General features: G+C 55.4%; 16 protein-coding genes and 1 riboswitch. Of the genes, 3 read left to right on the top strand and 13 right to left on the bottom strand.

Annotated features, from left to right (window positions below; genetic code table 11):
• Nucleotides 1-85 precede the first annotated feature (85 nt).
• Nucleotides 86-182: riboswitch (TPP riboswitch) on the top strand.
• Between the two features lie 32 nt (nucleotides 183-214).
• The 3 genes from thiM to fbaB all read left to right on the top strand — a co-directional run bounded on the left by thiM (nucleotide 215) and on the right by fbaB (nucleotide 3039).
• Nucleotides 215-1003, top strand: a complete 789-nt coding sequence (gene thiM, locus WLO31_RS13490; RefSeq protein ID WP_435927115.1) for a hydroxyethylthiazole kinase — start codon at nucleotides 215-217, stop codon at nucleotides 1001-1003.
• A 5-nt stretch (nucleotides 1004-1008) separates the two neighbouring features.
• On the top strand, nucleotides 1009-1809 hold the full coding sequence (gene thiD / locus WLO31_RS13485) for a bifunctional hydroxymethylpyrimidine kinase/phosphomethylpyrimidine kinase (protein ID WP_435930606.1): 801 nt from the start codon (nucleotides 1009-1011) through the stop codon (nucleotides 1807-1809).
• 177 nt (nucleotides 1810-1986) lie between these two features.
• Nucleotides 1987-3039, top strand: coding sequence for a class I fructose-bisphosphate aldolase (gene fbaB / locus WLO31_RS13480; RefSeq protein WP_435927114.1), 1053 nt, complete (start codon nucleotides 1987-1989; stop codon nucleotides 3037-3039).
• A gap of 36 nt (nucleotides 3040-3075) precedes the next feature.
• Here fbaB and yegS read toward each other — a convergent pair whose 3' ends face one another.
• The 13 genes from yegS to WLO31_RS13415 form a co-directional block, all read right to left on the bottom strand.
• A complete protein-coding gene (yegS, locus tag WLO31_RS13475) occupies nucleotides 3076-3975 on the bottom strand; it encodes a lipid kinase YegS (RefSeq protein WP_435927113.1) in 900 nt (299 codons plus the stop codon).
• A 251-nt stretch (nucleotides 3976-4226) separates the two neighbouring features.
• Entirely contained in the window at nucleotides 4227-5588 is a 1362-nt protein-coding gene (gene trhP / locus WLO31_RS13470; protein ID WP_435927112.1) for a prephenate-dependent tRNA uridine(34) hydroxylase TrhP, read from the bottom strand.
• A gap of 135 nt (nucleotides 5589-5723) precedes the next feature.
• Entirely contained in the window at nucleotides 5724-7826 is a 2103-nt protein-coding gene (locus tag WLO31_RS13465) for a peptidase domain-containing ABC transporter (protein WP_435927111.1), read from the bottom strand.
• Nucleotides 7816-9036 (bottom strand): HlyD family secretion protein, encoded by a 1221-nt coding sequence (locus WLO31_RS13460; RefSeq protein WP_435927110.1) that lies wholly within the window; start codon nucleotides 9034-9036, stop codon nucleotides 7816-7818. Before WLO31_RS13460 ends, WLO31_RS13465 begins: the two co-directional genes overlap by 11 nt.
• 59 nt (nucleotides 9037-9095) lie before the next feature.
• A complete protein-coding gene (locus WLO31_RS13455) occupies nucleotides 9096-10145 on the bottom strand; it encodes a glycosyltransferase family 2 protein (RefSeq protein ID WP_435927109.1) in 1050 nt (349 codons plus the stop codon).
• A complete protein-coding gene (locus WLO31_RS13450) occupies nucleotides 10133-11494 on the bottom strand; it encodes a TcdA/TcdB catalytic glycosyltransferase domain-containing protein (RefSeq protein WP_435927108.1) in 1362 nt (453 codons plus the stop codon). Before WLO31_RS13450 ends, WLO31_RS13455 begins: the two co-directional genes overlap by 13 nt.
• The gene (locus WLO31_RS13445) at nucleotides 11491-11745 is read right to left on the bottom strand and encodes a hypothetical protein (RefSeq protein ID WP_435927107.1); all 255 of its coding nucleotides are present in this window, start codon (nucleotides 11743-11745) and stop codon (nucleotides 11491-11493) included. Before WLO31_RS13445 ends, WLO31_RS13450 begins: the two co-directional genes overlap by 4 nt.
• Before the next feature lie 592 nt (nucleotides 11746-12337).
• Nucleotides 12338-13060 (bottom strand): two-component system response regulator BaeR, encoded by a 723-nt coding sequence (gene baeR / locus WLO31_RS13440; protein ID WP_435927106.1) that lies wholly within the window; start codon nucleotides 13058-13060, stop codon nucleotides 12338-12340.
• Nucleotides 13057-14454, bottom strand: a complete 1398-nt coding sequence (baeS, locus tag WLO31_RS13435) for a two-component system sensor histidine kinase BaeS (RefSeq protein WP_435927104.1) — start codon at nucleotides 14452-14454, stop codon at nucleotides 13057-13059. The genes baeR and baeS overlap by 4 nt, the downstream gene beginning before the upstream one ends.
• A 2-nt stretch (nucleotides 14455-14456) precedes the next feature.
• Nucleotides 14457-15866 carry an MFS transporter gene (locus tag WLO31_RS13430; RefSeq protein ID WP_435927103.1) on the bottom strand — a complete coding sequence of 470 codons (1410 nt, stop codon included), beginning with the start codon at nucleotides 15864-15866 and terminating at the stop codon, nucleotides 14457-14459.
• A complete protein-coding gene (mdtC, locus tag WLO31_RS13425) occupies nucleotides 15867-18947 on the bottom strand; it encodes a multidrug efflux RND transporter permease subunit MdtC (RefSeq protein ID WP_435927102.1) in 3081 nt (1026 codons plus the stop codon).
• The gene (locus WLO31_RS13420; RefSeq protein ID WP_435927101.1) at nucleotides 18944-22069 is read right to left on the bottom strand and encodes an MdtB/MuxB family multidrug efflux RND transporter permease subunit; all 3126 of its coding nucleotides are present in this window, start codon (nucleotides 22067-22069) and stop codon (nucleotides 18944-18946) included. The genes mdtC and WLO31_RS13420 overlap by 4 nt, the downstream gene beginning before the upstream one ends.
• Entirely contained in the window at nucleotides 22069-23307 is a 1239-nt protein-coding gene (locus tag WLO31_RS13415; RefSeq protein ID WP_435927100.1) for an MdtA/MuxA family multidrug efflux RND transporter periplasmic adaptor subunit, read from the bottom strand. The genes WLO31_RS13420 and WLO31_RS13415 overlap by 1 nt, the downstream gene beginning before the upstream one ends.
• Between the last annotated feature and the right edge of the window lie 255 nt (nucleotides 23308-23562).

The raw sequence follows: 23562 nt of genomic DNA, 5'->3' as shown, positions 1-23562 counted from the left end.
GCAGACCGAAAGTTCGTTTACAAGGCTGCTCGCCGGTATTATCCTGAACGACGATTGACGGAGCGTTAATCGCAACTTTTTGATTTTAAATGACTCGGGGTGCCCTTCCTTGTGAAGGCTGAGAAATACCCGTACCACCTGATCTGGATAATGCCAGCGTAGGGAAGTCAGATGCCTGTCCGCATCCCTTCTTCACGCCGGACAGGAGCCTGCTATGCAACCTGACCTGCTGCCCGGCCGCCGCGCCGCGACTGCTTTGCAACATTTACGCCTTGCTTCCCCTTTAGTGCACTGCATGACGAACGATGTAGTGCAAAATTTCACCGCCAACGTTCTGCTCGCTCTTGGCGCTGCGCCAGCCATGGTGATTGAGCCAGAAGAGGCCGCGCAGTTTAGCCCTCTGGCCGACTCGCTGCTTATTAATGTGGGTACGCTCACGGCGGACCGCAGTCGCGCAATGTTTGCCGCTATTCATGCGGCAAATGCTTCTTCCACACCGTGGATATTCGATCCTGTTGCCGTTGGCGGCCTTACATTCCGCACACAGTTTGCCCATGACATTCTCGCTTTGCGTCCAGCGGCCATTCGCGGCAACGCTTCTGAAATCCTCGCGCTGGCAGGGGAAACGGCGGGCGGGCGGGGAGTGGACAGCACCGCTGATGCGTTAAGCGCTTTACCGGCCGCGCAGCATCTTGCCCAGCTTACCGGTGCGGTTGTGGCGGTTACCGGCGAACTTGATTACGTAACTGACGGCAATAAAGCGTGGGCGATCGCCGGTGGAGGCGCATTGATGACTCGTGTGGTCGGCACCGGATGCGCGCTTTCCGCTGTCGTCGCGGCTTGCTGTTCGCTGCCGGGTTCCCGCCTGGATAACGTTGCTTCCGCCTGCCGGTTTATGAAATTAGCGGGCGAGCAGGCAATCGCCGTAAGCGCTGGCCCCGGCAGTTTTAGCCCGGCCTTTCTGGATGCGCTTTACCTGATGAACGGGGAGGCGCTGGCATGAAGGGTATGAAACGAATTAACGCCTTAACCATTGCCGGGACTGACCCAGGCGGCGGCGCAGGCATCCAGGCCGATCTGAAAACTTTCTCGGCATTAGGCGCTTACGGCACCAGCGTGATTACCGCCCTGGTGGCGCAAAATACACGAGGCGTGCAGTCGGTATATCGCATCGAACCCGATTTTGTCGCCGCCCAGCTCGACTCGGTGTTAAGCGACGTGCGTATCGATACCACGAAAATCGGCATGCTGGCAGAAACGGATATCGTTGAGGCTGTGGCCGAACGTCTTGCCTTTTACAACGTGCAAAACGTGGTGCTGGACACGGTGATGCTGGCAAAAAGCGGCGATCCGCTGCTTGCCGCCTCCGCGGTGGAAAGCCTGCGCCGTCGTTTATTACCGCAGGTGACGCTGATTACGCCAAATCTTCCTGAGGCGGCAGCGCTGCTGGATGCGCCGCATGCCCGTAATGAGAGAGAAATGAAAGAACAGGGAGACGCCCTGCTGGGGATGGGATGCCAGGCCGTATTGATGAAAGGCGGGCATCTGGACGATGCCGAGAGCCCCGACTGGTTATTTACCCGTGAAGGCGCACAGCGCTTTACCACGCCGCGTGTACAGACGCGACACACTCATGGCACGGGCTGCACGCTTTCTGCGGCGCTTGCCGCGCTCCGCCCGCGTTACGCCGACTGGCCACAAACTATTCTGGCGGCGAAAAAATGGTTAACCCGGGCTTTAGAGCAGGCTGATTCGCTGGAAGTTGGGCAGGGTATCGGTCCGGTGCATCATTTTCATGAGTGGTGGTGACACGGGCCTGATACGCGGTGGCTACCCGGCGTTACAAAATCGATTAGACGAAAGTGCTCCCGCAGGTGGCGAAGGCGGCAAGTCGGGACCAGGATTATCTCTGCCCTTCGCGCCAGGTGCGGGGCCAAAATCTTATCCTCAGCGGGTAAAGACTCGCTGACCTTACGGGAGCGTATTATGACCGATATTGCACAGCTGCTTGGCAAAGATGCCGACGGCTTATTACAGCATCGTTGTATGACTATTCCTGCGGACCAGCTGCATTTGCCTGGTTCAGATTATGTCGACCGTGTGATGATAGACAATAACCGCCCGCCCGCGGTGCTACGAAATATGCAGACGCTGTATAACACCGGGCGTCTGGCAGGAACGGGTTATCTTTCTATTTTGCCGGTTGACCAGGGCGTCGAGCACTCAGCGGGTGCGTCTTTCGCCGCAAACCCCCTCTATTTCGATCCAAAAAACATCGTGGAGCTGGCTATTGAAGCGGGCTGTAACTGTGTGGCATCTACCTATGGCGTGCTGGCCTCTGTTTCGCGCCGCTATGCGCACCGTATTCCTTTCCTCGTTAAGCTTAATCATAACGAGACGCTGAGCTATCCAACCACTTACGATCAAACGCTCTATGCAAGCGTTGAGCAGGCGTTCAATATGGGCGCGGTGGCGGTAGGGGCGACCATTTACTTTGGTTCGCCTGAGTCGCGACGCCAGATTGAAGAGATCTCCAGCGCGTTTGAACGTGCCCATGAGCTGGGGATGGTCACCGTGCTGTGGGCCTATTTACGTAACCCGGACTTCAAAAAAGACGGCGTGGATTACCACCTCAGCGCCGACCTCACCGGGCAGGCAAACCATCTGGCCGCGACTATCGGCGCGGATATCGTTAAGCAGAAAATGGCTGAAAATAACGGCGGCTACAAAGCGGTTAACTTCGGCTATACCGACGACCTTGTCTACAGCAAACTGACTACCGACAACCCAATCGATCTGGTCCGTTATCAGCTGGCCAACTGCTATATGGGACGTGCCGGCCTGATCAACTCGGGGGGCGCGGCGGGCGGAGAAACAGATCTTGCCGATGCGGTGCGTACCGCGGTCATCAATAAACGCGCGGGCGGGATGGGGCTGATTCTGGGCCGTAAAGCGTTCAAAAAACCCATGCCCGAGGGCGTGAAGCTCATCAATGCCGTTCAGGATGTCTATCTGGATGCGAAGATAAGCATCGCGTAGCGATATGTTCGCCCTGCACGTCGGCTGCGATTTTGCTTAGCCCAGCAGCGGGCAATTTGGCGGTAAACGGCAGCGCAGGGCGTTTGGATGGATCTCGATGCGGAACTCGCTTCCCTTTAACGGCTCGCCGTCGAGATTAAAGGTTATCTCGTGCGGCGCGCTGATTTCAAACCACGAAGAGCGCCCGTCGATGACGTTCGGGCTTTCCTCCGGGCGGGTCAGGGTGGTAAACAAAGCCGGCAGCAGCTCTTCTCCGGTAAAAATACGCAGATCCAGCAGCCCGTCATTAATAAGCGCCTGCGGGCAAAGCTGCTGTCCGCCGCCTGCCTGACGACCGTTACCGATTCCAATCACCAGCGCGTCGCCTTCCCAGCTGAAATTTTCGCCGCGGATTTCACAGCGGTCGGGTTTTAGCGTATCGAGACGCAACAAGCCGTGGATAAAATACGAGACGCCGCCAAGCGCGGCTTTTAACTTTTCCGGCGTTTCGGTCGTGATGCGCGTACCAAACCCGCCTGTCGCCATATTCATAAAGAAAGCCGTTTTATTGACTGCCACCAGATCGACATCGAAAGCGTGGCCGACCATCGCCAGCTGCAGGGCTTTATCCAGCTCGACGGGAATGCCGATGCTGGTAGCAAAATCGTTTGCCGTTCCCAGCGGTAAAATGCCCAGCGCAGGGCGGTTAGCGGGATCGCGTTGCGCCAGCGCCGTCGCTACTTCATTAATAGTGCCGTCGCCTCCGCCGGCCACCACGGTTGCCACGCCCAGTTCAATTGCCTCGTCAACATAGCGGGCGGCATCGCCCTGTTCCCAGGTGACGCGTATATGCAGCTTGTAACCTTCTTCACGCATCACGTTGACCGCGCTGCGCAGCTCTGGAATATTGGCACCCTTGCCGTTGAGAATCACAAGCGTTACCGGAAACTTATCCATGGTTTACCTCAGGAAGATCAATGATAAGAAAGTGTATCTCATGAAAGACGCGGGCGGATAAGAACGGGACGAATTAGGGAAAAAAAGAAGGCCTGCGCAAGGGAGATTGTGCAGGCCAAGGAGGTGGTTCCTGGTACAACTAGCATTTATGGGTTATGTTTTTCAGCCCGCAAATAATAACTAATTCAGGCCAGACGGTGTGTGATCGATTTCTAAGAATCCTCTCACCGGGAAAAAATAATCCAAATTAACTAGTTAGCGTGCGGATTACGGGTGGTCTGACCTGCCAGGTTGCGCATTAGCAGTGCATAATCCAGCGACACATCCTGCGGAACAGGCAACCATACGGTGTGACCGTCGCCGGGCGCCACCTCAACAGGCTGTGCTTTGCCGTTCTCTAACATTTCCAGCGTGAAAGTCACGTTGCCCTGCGGGGTCATTAACTCAAGGCTGTCGCCGAGCAGGAATTTGTTTTTCACGGCAACGGCCGCCAGATCGCCCCGACGCTCGCCCGTGAACTCACCGACAAACTGCTGGCGCTCGGAAATAGAATGGCCGTATTCGTAATTCTGATGTCTTTCGTGCGTGTGACGACGCAGGAAACCTTCGGTATAGCCGCGATGCGCCAGTCCTTCCAGCGTTTGCAGAAGCGTTGGATCGAAAGGTTTGCCTGCCGCAGCGTCATCAATCGCACGGCGATAAACCTGGGCGGTACGCGCGCAGTAGTAATAGGATTTGGTGCGGCCTTCGATTTTTAACGAGTGCACGCCCATTTTCGTCAGGCGCTCCACGTGTTCGATGGCCCGCAGATCTTTGGAGTTCATGATGTAGGTGCCGTGTTCGTCTTCAAACGCGGTCATATACTCGCCGGGGCGTTTAGCCTCTTCCATCATAAAGACTTTATCGGTTGGCGCGCCCACGCCGAGCGTTGGCTCGATATTCTGTACCGGAATAGGCTCATGAACGTGGACGATGTTGCCCACGTCATCTTCTTTACCTTCTTCAACTTTGTATTCCCAGCGGCAGGCGTTGGTGCAGGTGCCCTGGTTTGGATCGCGCTTGTTGATATACCCCGACAGCAGGCAGCGGCCGGAGTAGGCCATGCACAGCGCGCCGTGAACGAAGATCTCCAGCTCCATTTCCGGCACCTGCTCGCGGATTTCTGCGATTTCGTCTAAGGAGAGCTCGCGCGAAAGAATAACGCGGGTCAGGCCCATCTGCTTCCAGAACTTCACCGTCGCCCAGTTAACGGCGTTGGCCTGTACCGACAGATGAATGTCCATCTCAGGGAAGGCTTCACGTACCAGCATGATCAGACCCGGATCGGACATAATCAGCGCGTCCGGCCCCATCCCGACGACCGGCTTCAGATCGCGAATAAAGGTTTTCAGCTTGGCGTTGTGCGGGGCGATATTAACCACGACGTAGAATTTTTTACCCAGCTCGTGGGCTTCGTTGATACCGAGCTGCAGGTTTTCGTGGTTGAACTCGTTATTACGCACGCGCAGGCTGTAGCGTGGCTGGCCTGCGTAAACGGCGTCTGCGCCATAGGCGAAAGCGTAACGCATATTTTTCAGCGTTCCCGCTGGCGATAAAAGTTCTGGTTTAAACATGATGTTCCCGGTCTGATATCAGGTCAGAACCGCTTCACCTGATGAAGCGGTGATAAAGGCTTTGGGATTACCCCAATTTTAGGGCGGGAATTGTAGCGCTTATTAACGCCAGAAACCACCTCAGACGCAGGGGGATTAAACGCGCAACGTAATTACCCGATGGGCCGAAGCGATGGTGGAAGGGCGATGGGCAACAAGGACTCGCGTCATGCCAAGCCCGGCGATGGCCTCATTGATCAGCCGCTCGTTCTCTTCATCTAAGTGGCTGGTGGCTTCGTCCATAAAAAGAATACCGGGGCGGCTATAGAGCGCACGGGCGATAAACAAACGCTGTTTTTGCCCGCCTGAAAGCCCTTCTCCCAGCTCGCCAACCAGCGTGTCATATCCCATCGGCAGCGCTAAAATGTCGTCGTGGATATTGCTGAGCTTTGCGCATTCAACCATCCATGCTTCATCGACGTTTTGGCTGAATGCGGAAATATTGCTGCGCAGTGACCCGGAAAGCAGCTTGTCATCCTGAAGGATGCTGGCGATGGCGCGGCGGTAATTATTCACGCCTGCCTGATGAACATCCCGACCATCAACCATAATCCTGCCGCTCTCCGGCGCCGTCAGGCCGCAAAGCAGCTTCATCAGCGTGCTCTTCCCGCAGCCGGAGGGGCCGGTGATGGCCACGCTTTCACCCGCATTAATGGATAAATTCAGCTCGTTTATCACCGACGGAGCGTATTTGTCATAGCGAAAGGTCAGCTTCTGCGTGGCAAGACTCAGCGCCTTTCCTGCCGGAAAAAGCTGCCGCACGGGCGTTTCAGGTTCAGTGGGCGATAAGGCGATGTCTGATACCCGCTCGTTGTGTAAAGCGAGCATTCGTAGCTGGAGCAACGTATCGGTGAAGGCCAGCGCGCGGTCGGAAAACAGCGCGCGGAAGGTCCCAAAAGCTATCCAGGCCCCTGCCGTCATCTGATTGTCCAGCACGCGTGTAACGCCAAACCAGAGGATCAGAATATATTCGCAGGTGCCAATCAGCGTCCCTATCAGGATGAAAGTCATGTCGAATTTCGCCAGCATGATGGCGGAGTTGGCCGTGTTGACGTTCAGATTCATCATATTGCGGCAGCGGCGCTCTTCCAGGCCCTGAGAACGGATAGTCGCGACGCTAAAAAGCGTCTCGGTCAGATACGAGTTTGCGCTGGCGTCTTTGACAAGCTGTTCTTCCGACATTTGCCGGTAAACCGGCCAGGTCATCAGCCGAATGAGGATATAAATTAGCGTAAAGGCGATGGCGATAAAGCTTAATGCGCCGCCATAAAAGAATAAAAGCGAAAGCGAACCGCTGACGATAAGAAAGCTCACCATGCCGTCGGTGATTTCGGTGATGAACGTTTCGCGAATGGTATCGATGGAAAAATAACGTGACTGGATGTCGCCAAGCTTGCGTTTTTCAAACCAGGCTAACGGAAGACTCACCAGGTGACGGAAAAGCCCATCCTTCCACTGTAAATCCGTTGTGGCACCGATCATAACGACCGCCCAGTGGCGCCATAAACTGATGGCGGTTTGCAGCAGAGTCATCAGCATCAGTCCAGAGCAGATGACCACCAGCAGGCTTCGATCGTTTTCAGGAATGACGTGATCCATGATGAGCTGGGTGCCAACGGGAAGCAGCAGGCCAATAAACTCAATCATCAGCGACAGTAAAAAAAGCTTGCCGAGTACGCCTTTCAATCCGCTGACGTTGCGTAGCAAATCGAGCATTTTCATGCTTCGCGGTTTAACCTGCCGGGTAAAGGCAACCTTTGGCCACAGTTCAAAAGCGACGCCGGTAAAGCTTTTTGAGAGTTCGTCTGATTTCAGCGTCTTCACGCCTACGGCGGGATCGTGCAGGGTAATTTTATTGCCTTTGATGCGGGTGAGCACGACAAAATGGTTGAACTCCCAGTGCAAAATGCAGGGAAGCGAAAGCTTATGGAGTTCATCGATCTCAACGAAAAGCGCTCTGGAGGCCATTTCCAGCTCCCCGGAAATTTGCGCCAGCGTATCGAGCGTACAGCCATGCAGGGAAATGCCGTATTCCTGCCTGAGAGAGAGTATGTTTGTCTGTTTACCATGCCACGAGGCCACCATCGCCAGGCAGGCCAGCCCGCACTCGCTCGACTCGCTTTGCAGCATAACCGGCACTTTGCGGCGCAGCTTTACATTCAGCCCTCCGATACCGGAAAGAGGGGTTTTATTTTTCATCTACGGGCCCCGAAGTATCGTTCCTGATGCGGGTAAGCGGGGAGAGCACCCACTCGATAAGGCTTCTTTTTTCCAGAAACAAAACGCCGCTGGCGCGCATGCCGTTTTGCGGCAGGAAGGTTTTATCGCGGTAACGGAAGAGGGCGTTCTGCGGTTTCACGATGAGCCTGAACCAGGTCTCAGAGGGATCGGCCATCTTTTCTTTGGCGGACGGCCAGTTTGCCATTTCCTGTACCGGCGTGGGAAGTTCAGAAACTGACTCAATAGTGCTAAAAAACTGGCCAAACTTTTCGGCCGGGAAGGCAGCGTAGCGAACGTTCATGGTATCTCCCGGTGAAATGTAAGGTACGGCGTAGGCAGGAACCCAGAACACCAGCGCGTAATAGCTGACGTTGCCTGGAATAATCTGCGCCAGGCTGTCGCCATTGTTAATCGTCTGTCCAACGATAACGCCTGTCGTTTCAATTTTGCCCTCAACGGGTGAGGTGATAACCACAGTGCCGTTCGCTTCGACGCTGGCGCGCTGGCTTAACAACTCACTCCTTTGGATTTCAAGCTCAAAAAGCTGGTTGTCAAAGTCGGCCGCCTGTGTCTGCAGGGTGCTGGTCAGCAGCATATTTTGCAGATTATTTTGCTCATGCTGGGTGCTGATATTTAACAGGTTAATTTGTTGCTGCTGATGCAGTGAAACCTGGTTGGTCAGCTGATCTTTGGTTATCAGGCCTCTTTGCAGGTGTCGCTGATAGCTCTCCATATTAGCCTGCGTGTTTTTAAGTCCGGCTCGGGCGCTGGCTAAGATCTTTTGCGAATGTGCCAGAGCGGATTCATAACTGGCTTTTTGTTTTTTCAGCGTGTCGAGAGTGACAAGCTTATTTTGCTTAACCCGCAAAATGATGCTGTCTAACGCCGAAACCTGTTTTTCAATATTCTCTTTTTGTATGGCGCTAAACACGCCCGCGGTGATGGTGCGGTCGATATTAATTTCATAGAGCGGCGTACCCTTTTTGACGACCGTGCCGGGCAGCACAAAGCTGCGTTCGATAATGCCCTGCCAACTGGAGAATAGCGTGATAGCGCGCGGCACCGAAACCAGTTCCCCGGTGACCACGACCCGGCGGTGCCAGGAGCCAAAGGTAAGAAATGCCGCTATCAGCGTGAAAAAAGCAAAGGTAATAATGGCAAGCAGCCAGGCGGGAAAACCGCCGCGCATAACGGCTTTGCCGCGCCATGATGTTGCACGATGTTCTAGCGCTTCCTTTCTGAATATCATTATATAGCGAGGCCGTTTTCGGTTTCGTGTCTTTGTATATACATTGCCATTTCAGCCAGTATATTTTTATAACTATCGGGGTTTGATTTCTCGCTCAGATATTCATCAACTTGCAGATGCTCTGTCTCATGTAAAAGGTCGAGGCTTGTCTGGGTCGCCATAAGAAAAATGCTCCGTGCCTGTAGATAATTAGCCAGAAGATACAGAAAACAGGTGTTTTTATCTTTGTAATGTTTATAAAGCGCCGTTGCGTGTTGCCAGGCATGTTTATAGTTTTGTTTCTCCAGTAAATACATAATGAGTTTTGACTTAACATTGAAGGCATAAACTTCCCAGCTATCAGCATACGGCAAAGGAAGCGCCCCAAATTGTTGAAGGATCGCTTCATACTCTGGTTCACAAGGTGCTAAGTAACGCAAAGCAAAATATTTCCATCTTAAGTTATCTGGCTCTGACTGGATTTGCTCGGCGAGTAACTTTTTGTTTCTTAAATACTTGTTCTTTTCCTCCCAGGCATTGTTAATGTAGCCATAGTGAAGAATTTTAATCTCAGGAAGACGGATTAGTTTGCTATTTTCTTCTGCGAGATATTCATGAACCTTGCCGTGATAGCGAAGAGACGATCTTTTTCTGAAGATTCTGGCGTTATTGATAAGTTTGCTGCCGTCGAGGTTGTCGATTAATGGCGCATAAAGCGCGTTTATGTCTTCCCGGCTAATCTTATGCATCGTATTTCTGAAAGTGTGTCTCGTTTCTTTAGCGATACATTCATCAGCATCAATCACCAGACACCAGGCGCTGCTGGCCTGCGAAATAGCAAAATTTCGCATTGCTGAAAAATCATTATTCCAGGCGCGGAAATAAAGCTTAACCCGGGCCCGATGTTGGGATATCAGCTTCACCGTATTATCGGTAGAACCGGTATCAATAATGATTATTTCATCAACCAGGCCCTGTAGGGAATCAAGAGCGGAAGTAATGGTTTTTTGCTCGTTGAAACAAAGCATTATCGCGCTGATGCTTTCGTTTTTTAATGTCACTTCATCCATGAGGAAACTAAGCCTGCCGGTGTGTGTAGCGTATGGTCGAAAAAAGCGATGCCGTAACGATCGTTTTGCATGAAAACAGACAGAAAGTCGGGTGGAATATCTTCATTAAGTTTCAGTACGTGGTAACACAACCCTAATAATACTTCGACAATGAGGCCCGGACCGGTTAAAGCAAGCGTCACTTCCCCGCAGCCTGCGAGGCTTTCATGCCGATAGGTTAATAAGCGCGCAAGGTAGTGATGTGGGCGAGGTTCCTGAGTCAAAATAAAAATGGCATCATTCTTTTCCAGGAAACGATATCTTTTGCTTATGCTGCGTAACAATATAGATATGGTTTTGGAATAGGGGCATGCGCCAAGCACATTACTGAAGTAAACACCAACCAGTGAAGGAGTTGCACTTTGCACAAGAAAATTCGTATAGCAGAATACGTTTCCCAACGGTTGAAGAGATGCGAGGTTAATTTTTTCTGCTTCTTCCGTGATGCTGGAGTAAAGAGCCTGCCTTACAGGTGAAGAAATGCCAGAGATTTTATTGAGGTAGTGGTAAAAATCATTTTTAATGCCGGCGTTATTCCTCGTTTTTTGCAGAACGGCTTCTGCCATGGCTGCGGTGGCATATTGATCGTTATTAGCGCCACAGCGCTTAAGGAATGCTTTTGTTTTTGGAAAATAAGAATCCATTGCAGGTAGCGTATCTGTATCGATATAGATGCCGCCGTGATAATAAAGTATCAGCAGCCTTGCAATATCGCTGGCGCAGGCAAAATTACCCCGAAGTATAACCTCGTAGTAATAATATTTTTTTAATGCGGCGAATTTTCCTGAAAAAAGCGGAGGGATGCTTTGTAACGTTACCTGCTCGGATAGCGCAGTGAGCAAGCTGGAGGCAGGTGGCAAATCTGCCATTTCGATATCCAGACGTTGTAAAAACTGTATGGCTAACTTATTAAAATTGTGGCCTTTATCTAACCTTGCATAAATATAGTGAAATGCCTCGTTTTGCAAGTCGATTAACCGTTGATGCGTGCTATGTGGCGCGACTGTTTTTGCATACTGAACAAGCAAATGATGAAAACGATGGCTCAGTGAGCAATCCTCGTCGTGCCAAAGGTTAATTCTGCTCCCTTTGTTGACACGCTGCCAGAGATTAATATATTCGCAATCCAAAGCTCGCAGATCGCCAACCCAGACAAAGTGAAGCACATTTGGCAGCGGTTGTTTTAAAGCAGCCAGCTTTTGCAGAGCTTCGGCATTTCTGTCGCAGGGCAGTTTGGTCGTGCCATCCTTTACCTGATTTCTCCAGGCTTCTTTCAACGCGGATCGCATAAGGAGCAGTGTCTCTTTCATGAACAGTAGATCAGGCTGAAGATAGTCGCCGGTATGCAGTAATCTTTGGTAAATTCTTCCAGCGCGGCGCTATTTTCCCTGAAATGCTCCAGCATTATATCGATGGCGGCCGCTTCGCTTAAAGCCTTTGTTTCAAAAGGCATTTTTTGAAAACCCTCGCTTTTTAACTGCTTTTTATCTTCAGCAGTCAGCTTGTCTTTCTCGTAGACATTAACGGCAATATCACTGGAATAGAAAACATAAACTTTCACGGCAGATTCCTTTCATCGTTAAACCGAACAGAATAATTTCTGTTCGGTAAGACCAGATAAAAATTAGCGGCTGGAGCCAACTTCTCTTTTTCCGCCCGTACAGCCGCGGGAGCCAGCGCTTGATGCACCCGGATTGTTTGAGAAGAAGCCGCCGGCCAGCACTCCGCTTCCTGCTTTGCCTTTGCCGTTAGTAATTTGCGGGGCTCGGTTTCCCGCGCTTCCACCTCTGGACCCGGAAGAGCCTCCCGATGAGCATCCATTTGAGCTGGCGCTTGACGGGCCGCGGCCGCATTGTTCCCCATAGCCCCCTGCAACCGTATGGTACTGACGTGTTTCTATCTCTTTCATCCCTTTCTCCTTTTTAAAGTATGGCTTCCTGACCGTGCCGGATTTGGTGAAAAATCGAGCACGGCTTATTTTTAATGGAATTTTTTGGAAATAAAAAGAGGCTGGGTTAAAAAACGTACAGTTATGTGATTTGCTTCATTTAATGAGGGAAAATAGCCGTAAAAAGTGCGTACAGGGTCGAGTTTTTGCGTTTTTCTGGCGCGGGGTTCCAATAAAATGCCTCAGCCAGAGGCATTCCCGAAGTTTAAGCCATGCGGCAGGCGTCCGCCTCCCAGCGATACCCCACGCCATACACCGCGCGGATAAACGATTGCTCTTCGTCAAGCGCTTCGAGCTTGCGGCGCAGATTTTTAATATGGCTGTCGATGGTTCTGTCCGTCACCACGCGGTAATCGTCGTAAAGGTGGTTCAGGAGCATTTCGCGTGAAAATACCTTACCCGGCTCGTGAGAGAGGGTTTTCAGCAGGCGAAACTCCGCCGGCGTTAAATCCAGCGCTTTGTCGCGCCAGCTTGCCTGGAAGCGGCCTTCGTCGATAATCAGCGGGCTTTCTTCGCCCTGCGCGGCGGAGTCCTTTTGACGCCTGCAGCGGCGTAAAATGGTTTTAACGCGAGCAACCACTTCCCGTGGGCTGTAAGGCTTGCAGATATAGTCGTCAGCGCCAATTTCCAGCCCCAGCAGGCGGTCTATCTCCTCGATTTTGGCGGTGACCATCACGATGGGCAGCTCCGAGAAACGCCGGATTTCGCGGCACAGGGTCAGGCCGTCAGTGCCGGGCAGCATTAAATCCAGCAGAATTAAATCAGGCGGCGTCTGGCGGACATAAGGCAGCACCTGGTCGCCGTGGCTAATCAGCGTCGGGGCGTAGCTTGCGGCCTTCAGATAATCGATAAGCAGCTGCCCCAGTTTCGGCTCATCTTCAACAATCAAAATACGCGGGGCATTTTCATCAATCGGAAAATCGGTCATACGTTTCTCATTGATTCTGAATCCAACGGTAATTCTACTGTAATGCTAACGCCGCCGAAAGGCGAATGGCCGGCTTTCAGGGTGCCGCCGTGGGCGCTGACGATGTTCTGGCAGATGGATAACCCAAGACCGGAACCGCCGCTTGCGCGGTTTCGCGAGCCTTCCGTGCGGTAAAAGCGATCGAAAAGCATAGGCAGCTGCTCGTCGTTGACGCCGGGCGCGCTGTCGGCAAACGTCATGACGAAGCGCTGCTGTATTATCTCGCCTGAAATCAATAGCTGACCGCCCGCGTCGGTATAGCGCAGGCTGTTTTCCAGCAGGTTGTTAAACAACTGCATCAGCCTGTCGCTGTCGCCAAAAATGGTGACGCGATCGGGTAAAGCGAGGCGAATGGAGAGCCCGCGGGAATCAAAGCGCTGACGAAAGGCGCCTGCAACCACTTCCAGCAGGGTGATGATATCGAGGGGTTTTTTCTGGTAGGCCAGCGCGCCCTCATCCGAGAGCGACAGCTGGTGCAAATCGTCCACCAGCTTGGTGAGCGTGGCGACCTCCATCTGCAATGAAGCCACCGATTCCGGCGTAAACTGGCGTACGCCGTCCTGAATCGCCTCCAGCTCGCCGCGCAAAATCGCCAGCGGAGTGCGCAGTTCGTGGGAGATATCGGCCATATAGGCGCGGCGCATGTTGTGATTTTTTTCGAGCGTGCTCGCAAGCTGGTTAAAATCCTGCGCCAGCTTGCCCAGCTCATCCTGGCTTGTGGAGTCGACGCGAGCGGTGAAGTCGCCCGCGGCCAGCCGGTGCGTGCCTTCAACCAGCCGTTTAACCGGCGCAAGGAGGCCACGCGCCAGAAAGAAAGTTGCCGCCGCGGCCAGCAGGGTGGAGAGCGCGACGATAATCCAGCTGGTGCGCCGCTGCTGGCGGTCAAAATTAATATCCGTATTGCGCGTCAGCCGCTCAACGGGGGAGGCGATAACCCAGCCCACGTCGCGTCCGTTAACCTTAATGGCGCGACGAGTTCCATCCGGCGGCACCGGCGCGCGTGGGCCAACCAGCGCCTTGTCATTCTGATCCACTACCCAGAACTGCGTGCGCCAGCCGTGCGGCGGCATGTTCGGGTTGCGTCCATCCTCATCGTGCTCAAACGATTTGAGGATCTGGAACATAAAGCGGTCGTTATGGCGTAAAAACTGCCAGTTTCCATGCAGCGCGTACTGTTCGCCCAGCGCATCTCCCAGCATTTCAAGACGCTGTTCGTTGCCGTGTTTGATGTAGTCGATAAACCCGCGCTCGAAGCTCAGCCGCACGCCCCAGTGCATGATAGCCAGCACCAGCAGGCAGGTGGAAAAGATGGCGAGAAACAGCTTGCCGGTAATGCCCGGCCGCCAGAATGTCATGATTAGCTCCTTTTACGCCGCGAGATGATGACGTTTTTTGTGGTGTCCCTGGGTACGCGGGTGAAGACCAGCGCGGGTAGGGCGATAATCACCGCCATACTCAGATAGGTATAAAGAAAGACGCTGTGCACCACCGGGCTGTCCGGGGCTATCTGGTGATGGCCATACATGCCAAGCAGCATCCCGGCGACGGTAACGCCAATGCTCATGGAAAGCTGCATTACCATCGACAGCAGGCTGTTGCCGGAGCTTGCCATGTCGTCCGGCAGATCTTTTAGCGTCAGGGTGTTCATGGAAGAAAAGCGTACCGAGTTGACCATCCCCTGGATAACCAGCACCACCGGCAGCAGGTAGTACCAGCCGAGCAGAGCGGTTGCCATAAACAGCAGGCTAATCAGCGCCAGCCCAAGCGTTGAGGCGACCAGCACCCGGCGATAGCCGAAGCGGTTGACGACCTGCACCACGATGCGCTTCATCCCCATGCTGCCCAGCACCATCGGGATCATCATCAGACCGGCGTGGAAGGGCGAAAAACCGAGGCCGATTTGCAGGAAGACCGGCGTCATAAAGGGCAGCATGCCGCTGCCGACACGTCCGCAGAAGCTGCCGAACAGGCCGAGTGAAAAGGTGCGCGTCTTAAAGAGGCCAGGTTTGAACAACGCTCTGTCGTTGCCGCGGGCGTGCCACAGATAGAGCATAATTGCCAGCGCGCCGGCGCTCACCAGCAGGCCGAGGGCGAGAGAAGAAATTCCCAGCCCTTTTTGCCCGTCGAGGGCGATAGTCAGCGCTGCCATACCAAACGCCAGCAGCAAAAAGCCCGGCACGTCAAAGCGGCGGGTTTGCATGGTGTAATTCGGCATCAGCCAGAGCGTGGCGACAGCGCCGATAATTCCCACGGGCAGGTTTATCAGGAAGATCCAGTGCCAGGAAGCATACTCCACCAGTATGCCGCCCAGCGCCGGGCCAAGCAGCGGCCCAACCTGGCCGGGGAGGGCGACAAAAGTCATCGCCGCCATGTACTGTTCGCGCGGCACAATTTTCATCACCGTTAGCCTGCCTACCGGTACCATCATCGCTCCTCCGATGCCTTGCACCACGCGGGCCATAACTAACCCGTCGAGCGTCGAAGCGTGGGCGCAAAGCAGGGAGCCTGCGGTAAACAGCACAATGGCGGTGAAGAAAATATTGCGCACCCCGACCCGATCCGCGAGCCAGCCGCTGGCGGGCAGCATGACCGCCACGGTCAGCACATAGGAGACGATGACCGAATGCATATGCAGCGGGCTCTCCCCCAGGCTTGCCGCCATTGCGGGCAGGGCGGTATTAACAATGGTAGTGTCCAGCGACTGCATAAAGAAGCCGAAAGCCACGATCCACAGTTGCCAGCGAACGGCTGCGGGCAGGTCGGTCATTTAGCTCAGCACCTCATCTTCACGATTTTTTCGGGCAAAACGTAAACGTAGACTCTCAAAGAACAAATAGACAACCGGCGTGGTATACAACGTCAGCAGCTGGCTGACGATCAGACCGCCGACGATGGTGATGCCCAGCGGCTGGCGCAGCTCGGCGCCGTCTCCGCTGGTCAGCACCAGCGGCAGAGCGCCGAACAGGGCGGCCAGCGTCGTCATCATAATCGGGCGGAAGCGCAGCAGGCACGCCTGGAAGATGGCATCGACCGGCGACAGATTGCCGTTACGCTGCGCGTCTATCGCAAAGTCCACCATCATGATGGCGTTTTTCTTCACGATGCCAATCAGCAGCATAATGCCGATCAGCGCGATCAGGCTGAAAGGCGCGCCGAACAGCTCCAGCGCCAGCAGCGCCCCGACGCCCGCCGAAGGCAGCGTTGAGAGAATGGTCAGCGGGTGAACGTAGCTTTCATAGAGAATGCCCAGCACGATGTAGACGGTGGCAATGGCCGTCAGAATCAGCATCAGCTGCGATTTCATCGTATCCTGGAACACCTGCGCCGTACCCGCATAGCTGCCGCGCACCGTCGACGGCACGCCCAGAGACGTTATGGTGCGGTCAATAGCTTCGCTGGCCTCGCTTAGCGAAACGCCAGTTGGCAGGTTAAAGGAAACCGTCGAGGCTGCCGACAGGCCCTGATGGTTTACCGAAAGCGGCGCGTTTGCCGGCTGCCACTTCGCGAACCAGGAGAGCGGGATGGGCTTACCCTCGCTGTTGATGACGAACATCTGATCCAGCGCGCTGATATCCTGGGTATAGCGCGGATCGACTTCCATCACCACTTTGTACTGATTAAGCGGCTGATAGATCGTTGAAATCTGCCGCTGCCCGAAGGCGTTATTCAGCAGGCTGTTGGCATCGTTTACGCTGATACCCAGCCGCGACATAGTTTCGCGGTCGTAGATGAGATCCATTTCCGCGCCGTTGTTCTGGCTGTCCGAGTTGACATCGGCAAGCTGCGGCAGCTTTGCCAGCGCCTGGCGGATTTTCGGTTCCCACTCGCGCAGATCGGCGAGGTTGTCGGACAGCAGCGTGTACTGATAGCTGGCGTTGGCAGAACGACCGCCGACGCGAATATCCTGCACGGCCATCAGAAACAGGCTGGCGCCCGGCTCTTTTGCCAGCGCTTTGCGTAACCGGTCGATGACCTGCTGCGCCGTCTCTTTACGTTCGCTAAGCGGCTTGAGGGAGATAAACATCATCCCGCTGTTCACCCGCGAGCCGCCGGTAAAGCCGGTGACATTATCCACCGCCGGGTCTTCGCGAATGATCTTCATGAAGTCCTGTAGTTTGCCGCGCATGGCCTGGAAAGAGATGCTCTGGTCGGCCTGAATATTGCCCATCAGCCGCCCGGTGTCCTGCTCCGGGAAGAAGGTTTTCGGGATGGCGATATACAGCCAGACGTTGAGCGCAATGGTGGCGAGCAGCACCAGTCCTGTCAGCTTCGCGTGGTTCAGCACCCACTTAAGCGAACGGCCGTATCCCTGCTGCATCGCCACCAGCATGCGGCCAAAACCACGGCTGCGGTTCGGCTTATGCTGCGGTTTGTTCTTCAGCAGCCAGCCGCACATCATCGGCGTTAAGGTCAGGGAAACCGCCAGCGAAATACCGATAGCCGCCGAAAGCGTGACGGCAAACTCTTTAAATAAACGGCCAGGCAAGCCGTCCATCAGCAGCAGCGGCAGAAAGACGGCGACCAGCGAGAGGCTCATGGAAAGGACGGTGAACCCGACTTCGCGCACGCCCTGCAGCGCCGCCTGAAGCGGTTTCACGCCGGCCTCAAGGTGGCGAGAGATGTTCTCCAGCACCACAATTGCATCGTCCACCACAAAACCCGTGGCGATGGTAAGCGCCATCAGCGAGAGGTTATTGAGGCTAAATCCGCACAGGTACATGGCGATAAAGGTGCCGATCAGGGAGACCGGCACGGCGACGGCGGGAATAAGCGTGGCGCGGCCGGAACGCAGGAACAGGAAGACCACCAGAATGACCAGCGCGACGGAAATGACCAGCGATTGCTCAACTTCGGCAAGCGAGGCGCGAATGGTCGGCGAGCGATCCTGCGCGATCTGCAAATCAATGGAGGAGGGAATGGTTTCCCGCAATTGCGGAACTTTAGCCCGAATCCTGTCGACCGTCTCGATGATGTTCGCCTCCTGCGATTTGCGGATCATCAGCAAAATAGCGGGCTTAGCGTTGGTCATCCCGGCGTTTCGCACATCCTGCACCGAGTCGGTGACGTTTGCCACATCGCGCAGCTGCACCGCGCCGCCGTTGTTGTAGTGGACGATCAGCGGCTGATATTCCGCTGCGGTTTTCAGCTCGTCGTTGGTCTGTAGCTGCCAGCGCCGGGAGTGCTCTTCCACCGCGCCTTGCGGGCGACGCACGTTGGCGTTGCTTATCGCCGTGCGCACCGCATCCAGCGAAACGCCCTGGTTAAACAGCGCCTGCGGATTGAGATCGACGCGCACTGCCGGTAATGAGCTGCCGCCGACGTCGACATCGCCCACGCCGTCAATTTGCGCGACGGTCTGCGCCAGCTGCGTGGAGGCGAAATCGTAAAGCTGCCCCTGCGAAAGCGTATCCGACGTCAGCGTCAGAATGATTATCGGCGCGTCGGACGGGTTGGCTTTGCGATAGGTGGGGCGGCTCGGCATTCCGCTTGGCAGCAGGCTTTGCGCCGCGTTGATCGCGGCCTGCACGTCGCGCGCCGCGCCGTTGATATCGCGGTCGAAATTAAACTCCAGAATGATGCGCGTGCTGCCCAGCGAGCTGGACGACGTCATTTCGTTAACGCCCGCGATTCGCCCCAGCGCACGCTCCAGCGGGGTGGCAACCGAGGAGGCCATGGTTTCCGGGGAGGCCCCCGGCAGCGAAGCGCTGACCATGATCACCGGAAAATCCACCTCCGGCAGCGGGGCGACCGGCAGCAGACGGAAGCCCAGCACGCCGCACAGCGTAATGGCGAGGGTCAGCAGGATCGTCGCGACGGGCCGGTAGATGAACAGAGCGAAGAATTTCACTGAGCTTCTTCCTCACGCTTGCCAAATCGCTGGCGGGTATAGTGCGACAGACGATCGAACAGCAGGTAGATAACCGGCGTGGTAAACAGCGTTAACACCTGGCTGACCAGCAGCCCGCCGACCATGCCGATCCCCAGCGGGCGCCGCAGCTCGGCGCCAACGCCGGTAGACAGCATCAGCGGCAACGCGCCGAGCAGGGCGGCCAGCGTGGTCATCAGAATCGGACGGAAGCGCAGCAGGCACGCCTGATAGATAGCTTCATACGGCGCCATCCCCTGTTCGCGCTCCGCCGCCAGGGCGAAGTCGATCATCATGATGGCGTTTTTCTTCACGATGCCGATAAGCAGGATGATGCCGATAATCGCGATCACGTCCAGCTCCGCCCCGGCCAGCATCAGCGCAAGCAGTGCCCCGACGCCCGCGGTGGGCAGCGTCGAAAGGATAGTAATGGGGTGGATAAAGCTTTCATACAGCACGCCCAGCACGATGTACATCGCCACCACGGAGGCGACTATCAGCCAGATAGTGCTGCCGAGCGCCGCCTGGAAGGCGAGGGTGCTGCCCTGGAACTGGGTGGTGATATCCGTCGGGAACGAGAGCTCTTTTTCCGTATCGGTAATCGCCTGTACGGCTTCGCCTAACGAGTAATTATCCGGGACGTTAAAAGAGATCGTCGTCGACGGGAACTGATCGAGATGATTCACCGAAAGCGGCGCAAAACGCTGTTCGACTTTGGCGATAGCGTTGAGCGGCACGGTGCCGCCGGAGGTCGCGGTCAGGCGAATATTATCCAGCGCGCTCAGGCCCGGCGTGGCGCTGGTATCGTGCTCAAGGACCACGCGATACTGATTGGCCTGCGTGTAAATGGTGGAAATCAGACGCTGGCCGAACGCGTTGTAGAGCGCATTGTCGACGTCTGCCATAGAAATGCCCAGGCGGCTGGCGCTGGCGCGGTCGACGTTAACGTACGCCACCAGCCCACGATCCTGCCAGTCGCTGCTGACGTCGGAAAGCTGCGGCAGCGTTTGCAGCTTGTTCATCAGCTGCGGCACCCAGGTGCTCAGCGCCTCCAGCGAGGTGGCCTGCAGCGTGAACTGATACTGCGTGCGGCTGACCGTGGTATCGATGGTGAGATCCTGAACCGGCTGCAGATAAAGCTGTACGCCCGGGACTTTTGCCACATTCGTTTGCAGGCGTTCAATGACGGCTTTGATGCGGTCATCGCGGTCGGCAAGGGGTTTAAGATTAATTTGCAAACGAGCGCTGTTCAGCGAGGGGTTCGTACCGTCGACGCCGATAAACGACGTCAGGCTTTCCACCGCCGGATCTTGCATTATCGCGTCGGCAACCTGCCGCTGGCGCTGGGACATGCTGGCAAACGAGACGGACTGCGGGGCCTGAAGCGTGCCCTGGATTATGCCGTTGTCCTGAATCGGGAAGAAGCCTTTCGGAATGAATATCCACAGCATGACGGTAAGGGCAAGCGTGCCGAGCGCCACGCCAAGCGTGAGCCAAGGATGATGCAGTACCTTAGTTAACATGCGCCCGTAAGCGGCGATAACGCGTTCAAAAAAGCGTTCGCTTGCGCGCGAGAAGCGGTTCTGTTTGCGTAACGATTCATGGCTTAATATGCGCGCGCACATCATTGGCGTGAGCGTGAGCGAGACAACGGCGGAAATTAAAATCGCCACGGCAAGCGTCACGGCAAACTCGCGGAACAGACGGCCGACAATATCTCCCATAAACAAAAGCGGGATAAGAACCGCGATAAGCGAGAAGGTCAGCGAGATAATCGTAAAGCCGATTTCACCCGCGCCTTTGAGCGCTGCGGCCAACGGCTTTTCGCCTTTTTCGATATAGCGCGAGATGTTCTCGATAACCACAATCGCGTCGTCCACCACAAAGCCGGTGGCGATGGTGAGCGCCATCAGCGTCAGGTTGTTAATCGAAAAATCGAGGAAAACCATTACCGCAAAGGTGCCGACCAGCGACAGCGGCACCGCTACGGCGGGAATTATTGTCGCGGGCACGTTGCGCAGGAATACGTAGATGATCATGACTACCAGCGCGATGGCGAGCATCAGCTCATGCTGCGTATCCGTTACGGAGGCGCTGATGTTGGTCGTGCGGTCGCTCAGCAGCTTTACTTCAACCGATTTCGGCAGGCTTTGGGTAAGCGTCGGCAGCAGCCGGCGAATGCTGTCGGCGGTGTCGATGATATTTGCGCCGGGCTGGCGCTGCACGTTCATCACTATCGCCTGTTGCTTATTGGCCCAGGCGCCGAGCCAGGTATTTTCGGCGCCCTGTTCCACCGTTGCCACATCGCCAAGGCGAACCGGCGCGCCGTTCTGATAAGCAATAATCAGGTTGCGGTACTCTTCTGCAGACTGCATCTGATCGTTGGCGGAAAGCGTTACGGCGCGCTCGGGGCCATCGAGGCTCCCTTTTGCGGAGTTGACGTTTGCGCTGGTAATGGCGGTGCGGACCGTTTCGCTGGTTAATCCAAGCGCTGCAAGGGCGGGGGCGTTCAGCTTCACGCGTACCGCAGGGCGTTGCCCGCCGGAAAGGGTGACGAGGCCGACGCCGGACACCTGAGAAATCTTCTGCGCCACACGTGTTTCCACCATGTCTTCAACCTGGGTCATCGGCATGGCGGTGGAGGTGACGGCGAGCGTCATGATGGGCGGATCCGCCGGATTCACTTTGCTGTAGACCGGCGGGTTTGGCAGGTCGGATGGCAGCAGGTTAGTGGCGGCGTTAATCGCGGCCTGTACCTCCTGCTCGGCCACATCCAGCGGTAAAGTGAGCTGGAACTGGAGCGTGACCACGGAGGCGCCGCCCGCGCTTTGCGAGGACATCTGTTTTAAGCCGGACATCTGCCCAAACTGGCGCTCCAGCGGAGCGGTAACCGCGGAGGTCACAACGTCCGGGCTGGCGCCTGGATAAAGGGTGACCACCTGAATGGTTGGGTAGTCCACTTCCGGCAGCGCGGAAACCGGCAGGAAGCGATACCCGATAACTCCCGCCAGCAGAATAGCCAGCATAAGCAGCATGGTGGCGACCGGACGCAGAATAAACAGGCGGGATGGCCCGCCCGTTGCGCTGGGAGGTAAAACCTGCATCAGGAGTTTGCTCCGTTACGTTTGTGCGCAGGCTTCTCGTCCGCTTTGCTTTCCGCTGTGCTGCCTGTAGCCGAATGGGCTTCTACCACTTCCACTTTCGCCCCTTCGGTGAGGCGGTCTATTCCGTCAGTGACTACGCGATCGCCTGCGGAAAGCCCGGCGGAAATCACCACTTTCTGGCTGTCCTGAATGCCGGTGGTGACCAGATGCTTGCTGACTTTGTTATCGGCATTCAATACCCAGACGAAGTTGCCTTCGTTACCCATCTGCAGCGCGCTCGTCGGGATAACTACCGCGTTTTGCTGGGTATCGACCAGCATGCGGGCGTTGACGAACTGATTCGGGAACAGCGCGTCATCTTCGTTATTAAAGCGGGCTTTAAGTTTGATGGTGCCGGTGGTGGCGTCTATCTGGTTATCTAAGCTCAGCAGGCTGCCGACGCTGAGCTTCCGCTTGTTGGTGCGATCCCAGGCTTCAACGCTCAGGGCGTTGCCCGCTTTTTGCGCTTTCACCACGGTGGCGATATCGCTTTCCGGCAGCGTGAAGATCAGATCGATAGGATGTGTTTGGGTCAGTACCACAATGCCTGTGGTATCGCCGCTGGAAATCTGGTTGCCGACATCGACCTGCTTCAGGCCGACACGACCGTCAACCGGCGCGGTAATGCGGCTCCAGTCGAGCTGTAGCTGCGCGCTGGCAACGGCGGCTTCATCCGCTTTTAACGTGCCTGCGGATTCACTCACCAGCGCCTGCTGCGCGTCCAGCTCCTGACGGGAAACGAGGTTGGTTTTCACCAGTTGCTGGTAGCGGGCCAGATCGCGCTGGGCATTGGCAAGCGTTGCCCGATCTTTTGCCAGCTGCCCCTGCGCCTGCGCGAGCGCGACTTTGAACTGGCTTGGATCGATCTCAGCCAGCAAATCGCCGGCTTTTACCTGCCCTCCTTCCTGGAAATGAATCGCCAGCAGTTGTCCATCCACGCGGCTTCGCACGGTAACCGTATTCGCCGCGGTAATGGTGCCAAGGCCGGTAAGATAACGTGGTACGGATTCGCTGGTCGCCGTGGCTGCCTGAACGGGAGCAAGGGCGCCGCGACGCCCGCCGCCGGGAGCCTGCTGCCGGGCAGATTGCTGCGCTTGAGATCCGCCAGACTCGCCACTGCGCCAGAAATAAACGGCCGCGGCGGCAACGATAATAATCCCCGCAATTAACAACCAACGGATGTTGTGCGTACCTTTCATAGTTATACGTCTTCTCTTCCTGAAACGATTAGCCCTAATGATACTAGTGTAGAGACCCGCGGGCGCTGAAAAATGAAGGAAATATGAAGTACTGTAGGGATAAATCTGATTGGGCGCTTTTTTTCGGGGCGCTTCGCATAACCATCGGCGAGCGGTATCCAGCTTAAAAAATCATCAATAAACTGTGGCTTCGGCTCCCCTTTCACCAATATGAAAGATTGAAGCGCCTGACGGCGCGCTCTCGTTGCAAATTGA

This window comes from Dryocola sharpae (assembly GCF_051307055.1).
Lineage (GTDB): Bacteria > Pseudomonadota > Gammaproteobacteria > Enterobacterales > Enterobacteriaceae > Dryocola.
The sequence above is the reverse complement of the archived record's forward strand: the minus strand, read 5'-3'. Positions and strand labels throughout refer to the sequence as shown.

Bases quoted from the DNA above. Each gene is read 5' to 3' on its own strand.
- trhP (WP_435927112.1), bottom strand. From the start codon at position 5,588: ATGTTTAAACCAGAACTTTTATCGCCAGCGGGAACGCTGAAAAATATG.
- WLO31_RS13415 (WP_435927100.1), bottom strand. From the start codon at position 23,307: ATGAAAGGTACGCACAACATCCGTTGGTTGTTAATTGCGGGGATTATT.
- thiD (WP_435930606.1), top strand. From the start codon at position 1,009: ATGAAACGAATTAACGCCTTAACCATTGCCGGGACTGACCCAGGCGGC.
- yegS (WP_435927113.1), bottom strand. From the start codon at position 3,975: ATGGATAAGTTTCCGGTAACGCTTGTGATTCTCAACGGCAAGGGTGCC.
- thiM (WP_435927115.1), top strand. From the start codon at position 215: ATGCAACCTGACCTGCTGCCCGGCCGCCGCGCCGCGACTGCTTTGCAA.
- WLO31_RS13460 (WP_435927110.1), bottom strand. From the start codon at position 9,036: ATGCGCGGCGGTTTTCCCGCCTGGCTGCTTGCCATTATTACCTTTGCT.
- fbaB (WP_435927114.1), top strand. From the start codon at position 1,987: ATGACCGATATTGCACAGCTGCTTGGCAAAGATGCCGACGGCTTATTA.
- WLO31_RS13430 (WP_435927103.1), bottom strand. From the start codon at position 15,866: ATGACCGACCTGCCCGCAGCCGTTCGCTGGCAACTGTGGATCGTGGCT.
- WLO31_RS13455 (WP_435927109.1), bottom strand. From the start codon at position 10,145: ATGGATGAAGTGACATTAAAAAACGAAAGCATCAGCGCGATAATGCTT.
- WLO31_RS13465 (WP_435927111.1), bottom strand. From the start codon at position 7,826: ATGAAAAATAAAACCCCTCTTTCCGGTATCGGAGGGCTGAATGTAAAG.
- WLO31_RS13450 (WP_435927108.1), bottom strand. From the start codon at position 11,494: ATGAAAGAGACACTGCTCCTTATGCGATCCGCGTTGAAAGAAGCCTGG.
- WLO31_RS13420 (WP_435927101.1), bottom strand. From the start codon at position 22,069: ATGCAGGTTTTACCTCCCAGCGCAACGGGCGGGCCATCCCGCCTGTTT.
- baeS (WP_435927104.1), bottom strand. From the start codon at position 14,454: ATGACATTCTGGCGGCCGGGCATTACCGGCAAGCTGTTTCTCGCCATC.
- baeR (WP_435927106.1), bottom strand. From the start codon at position 13,060: ATGACCGATTTTCCGATTGATGAAAATGCCCCGCGTATTTTGATTGTT.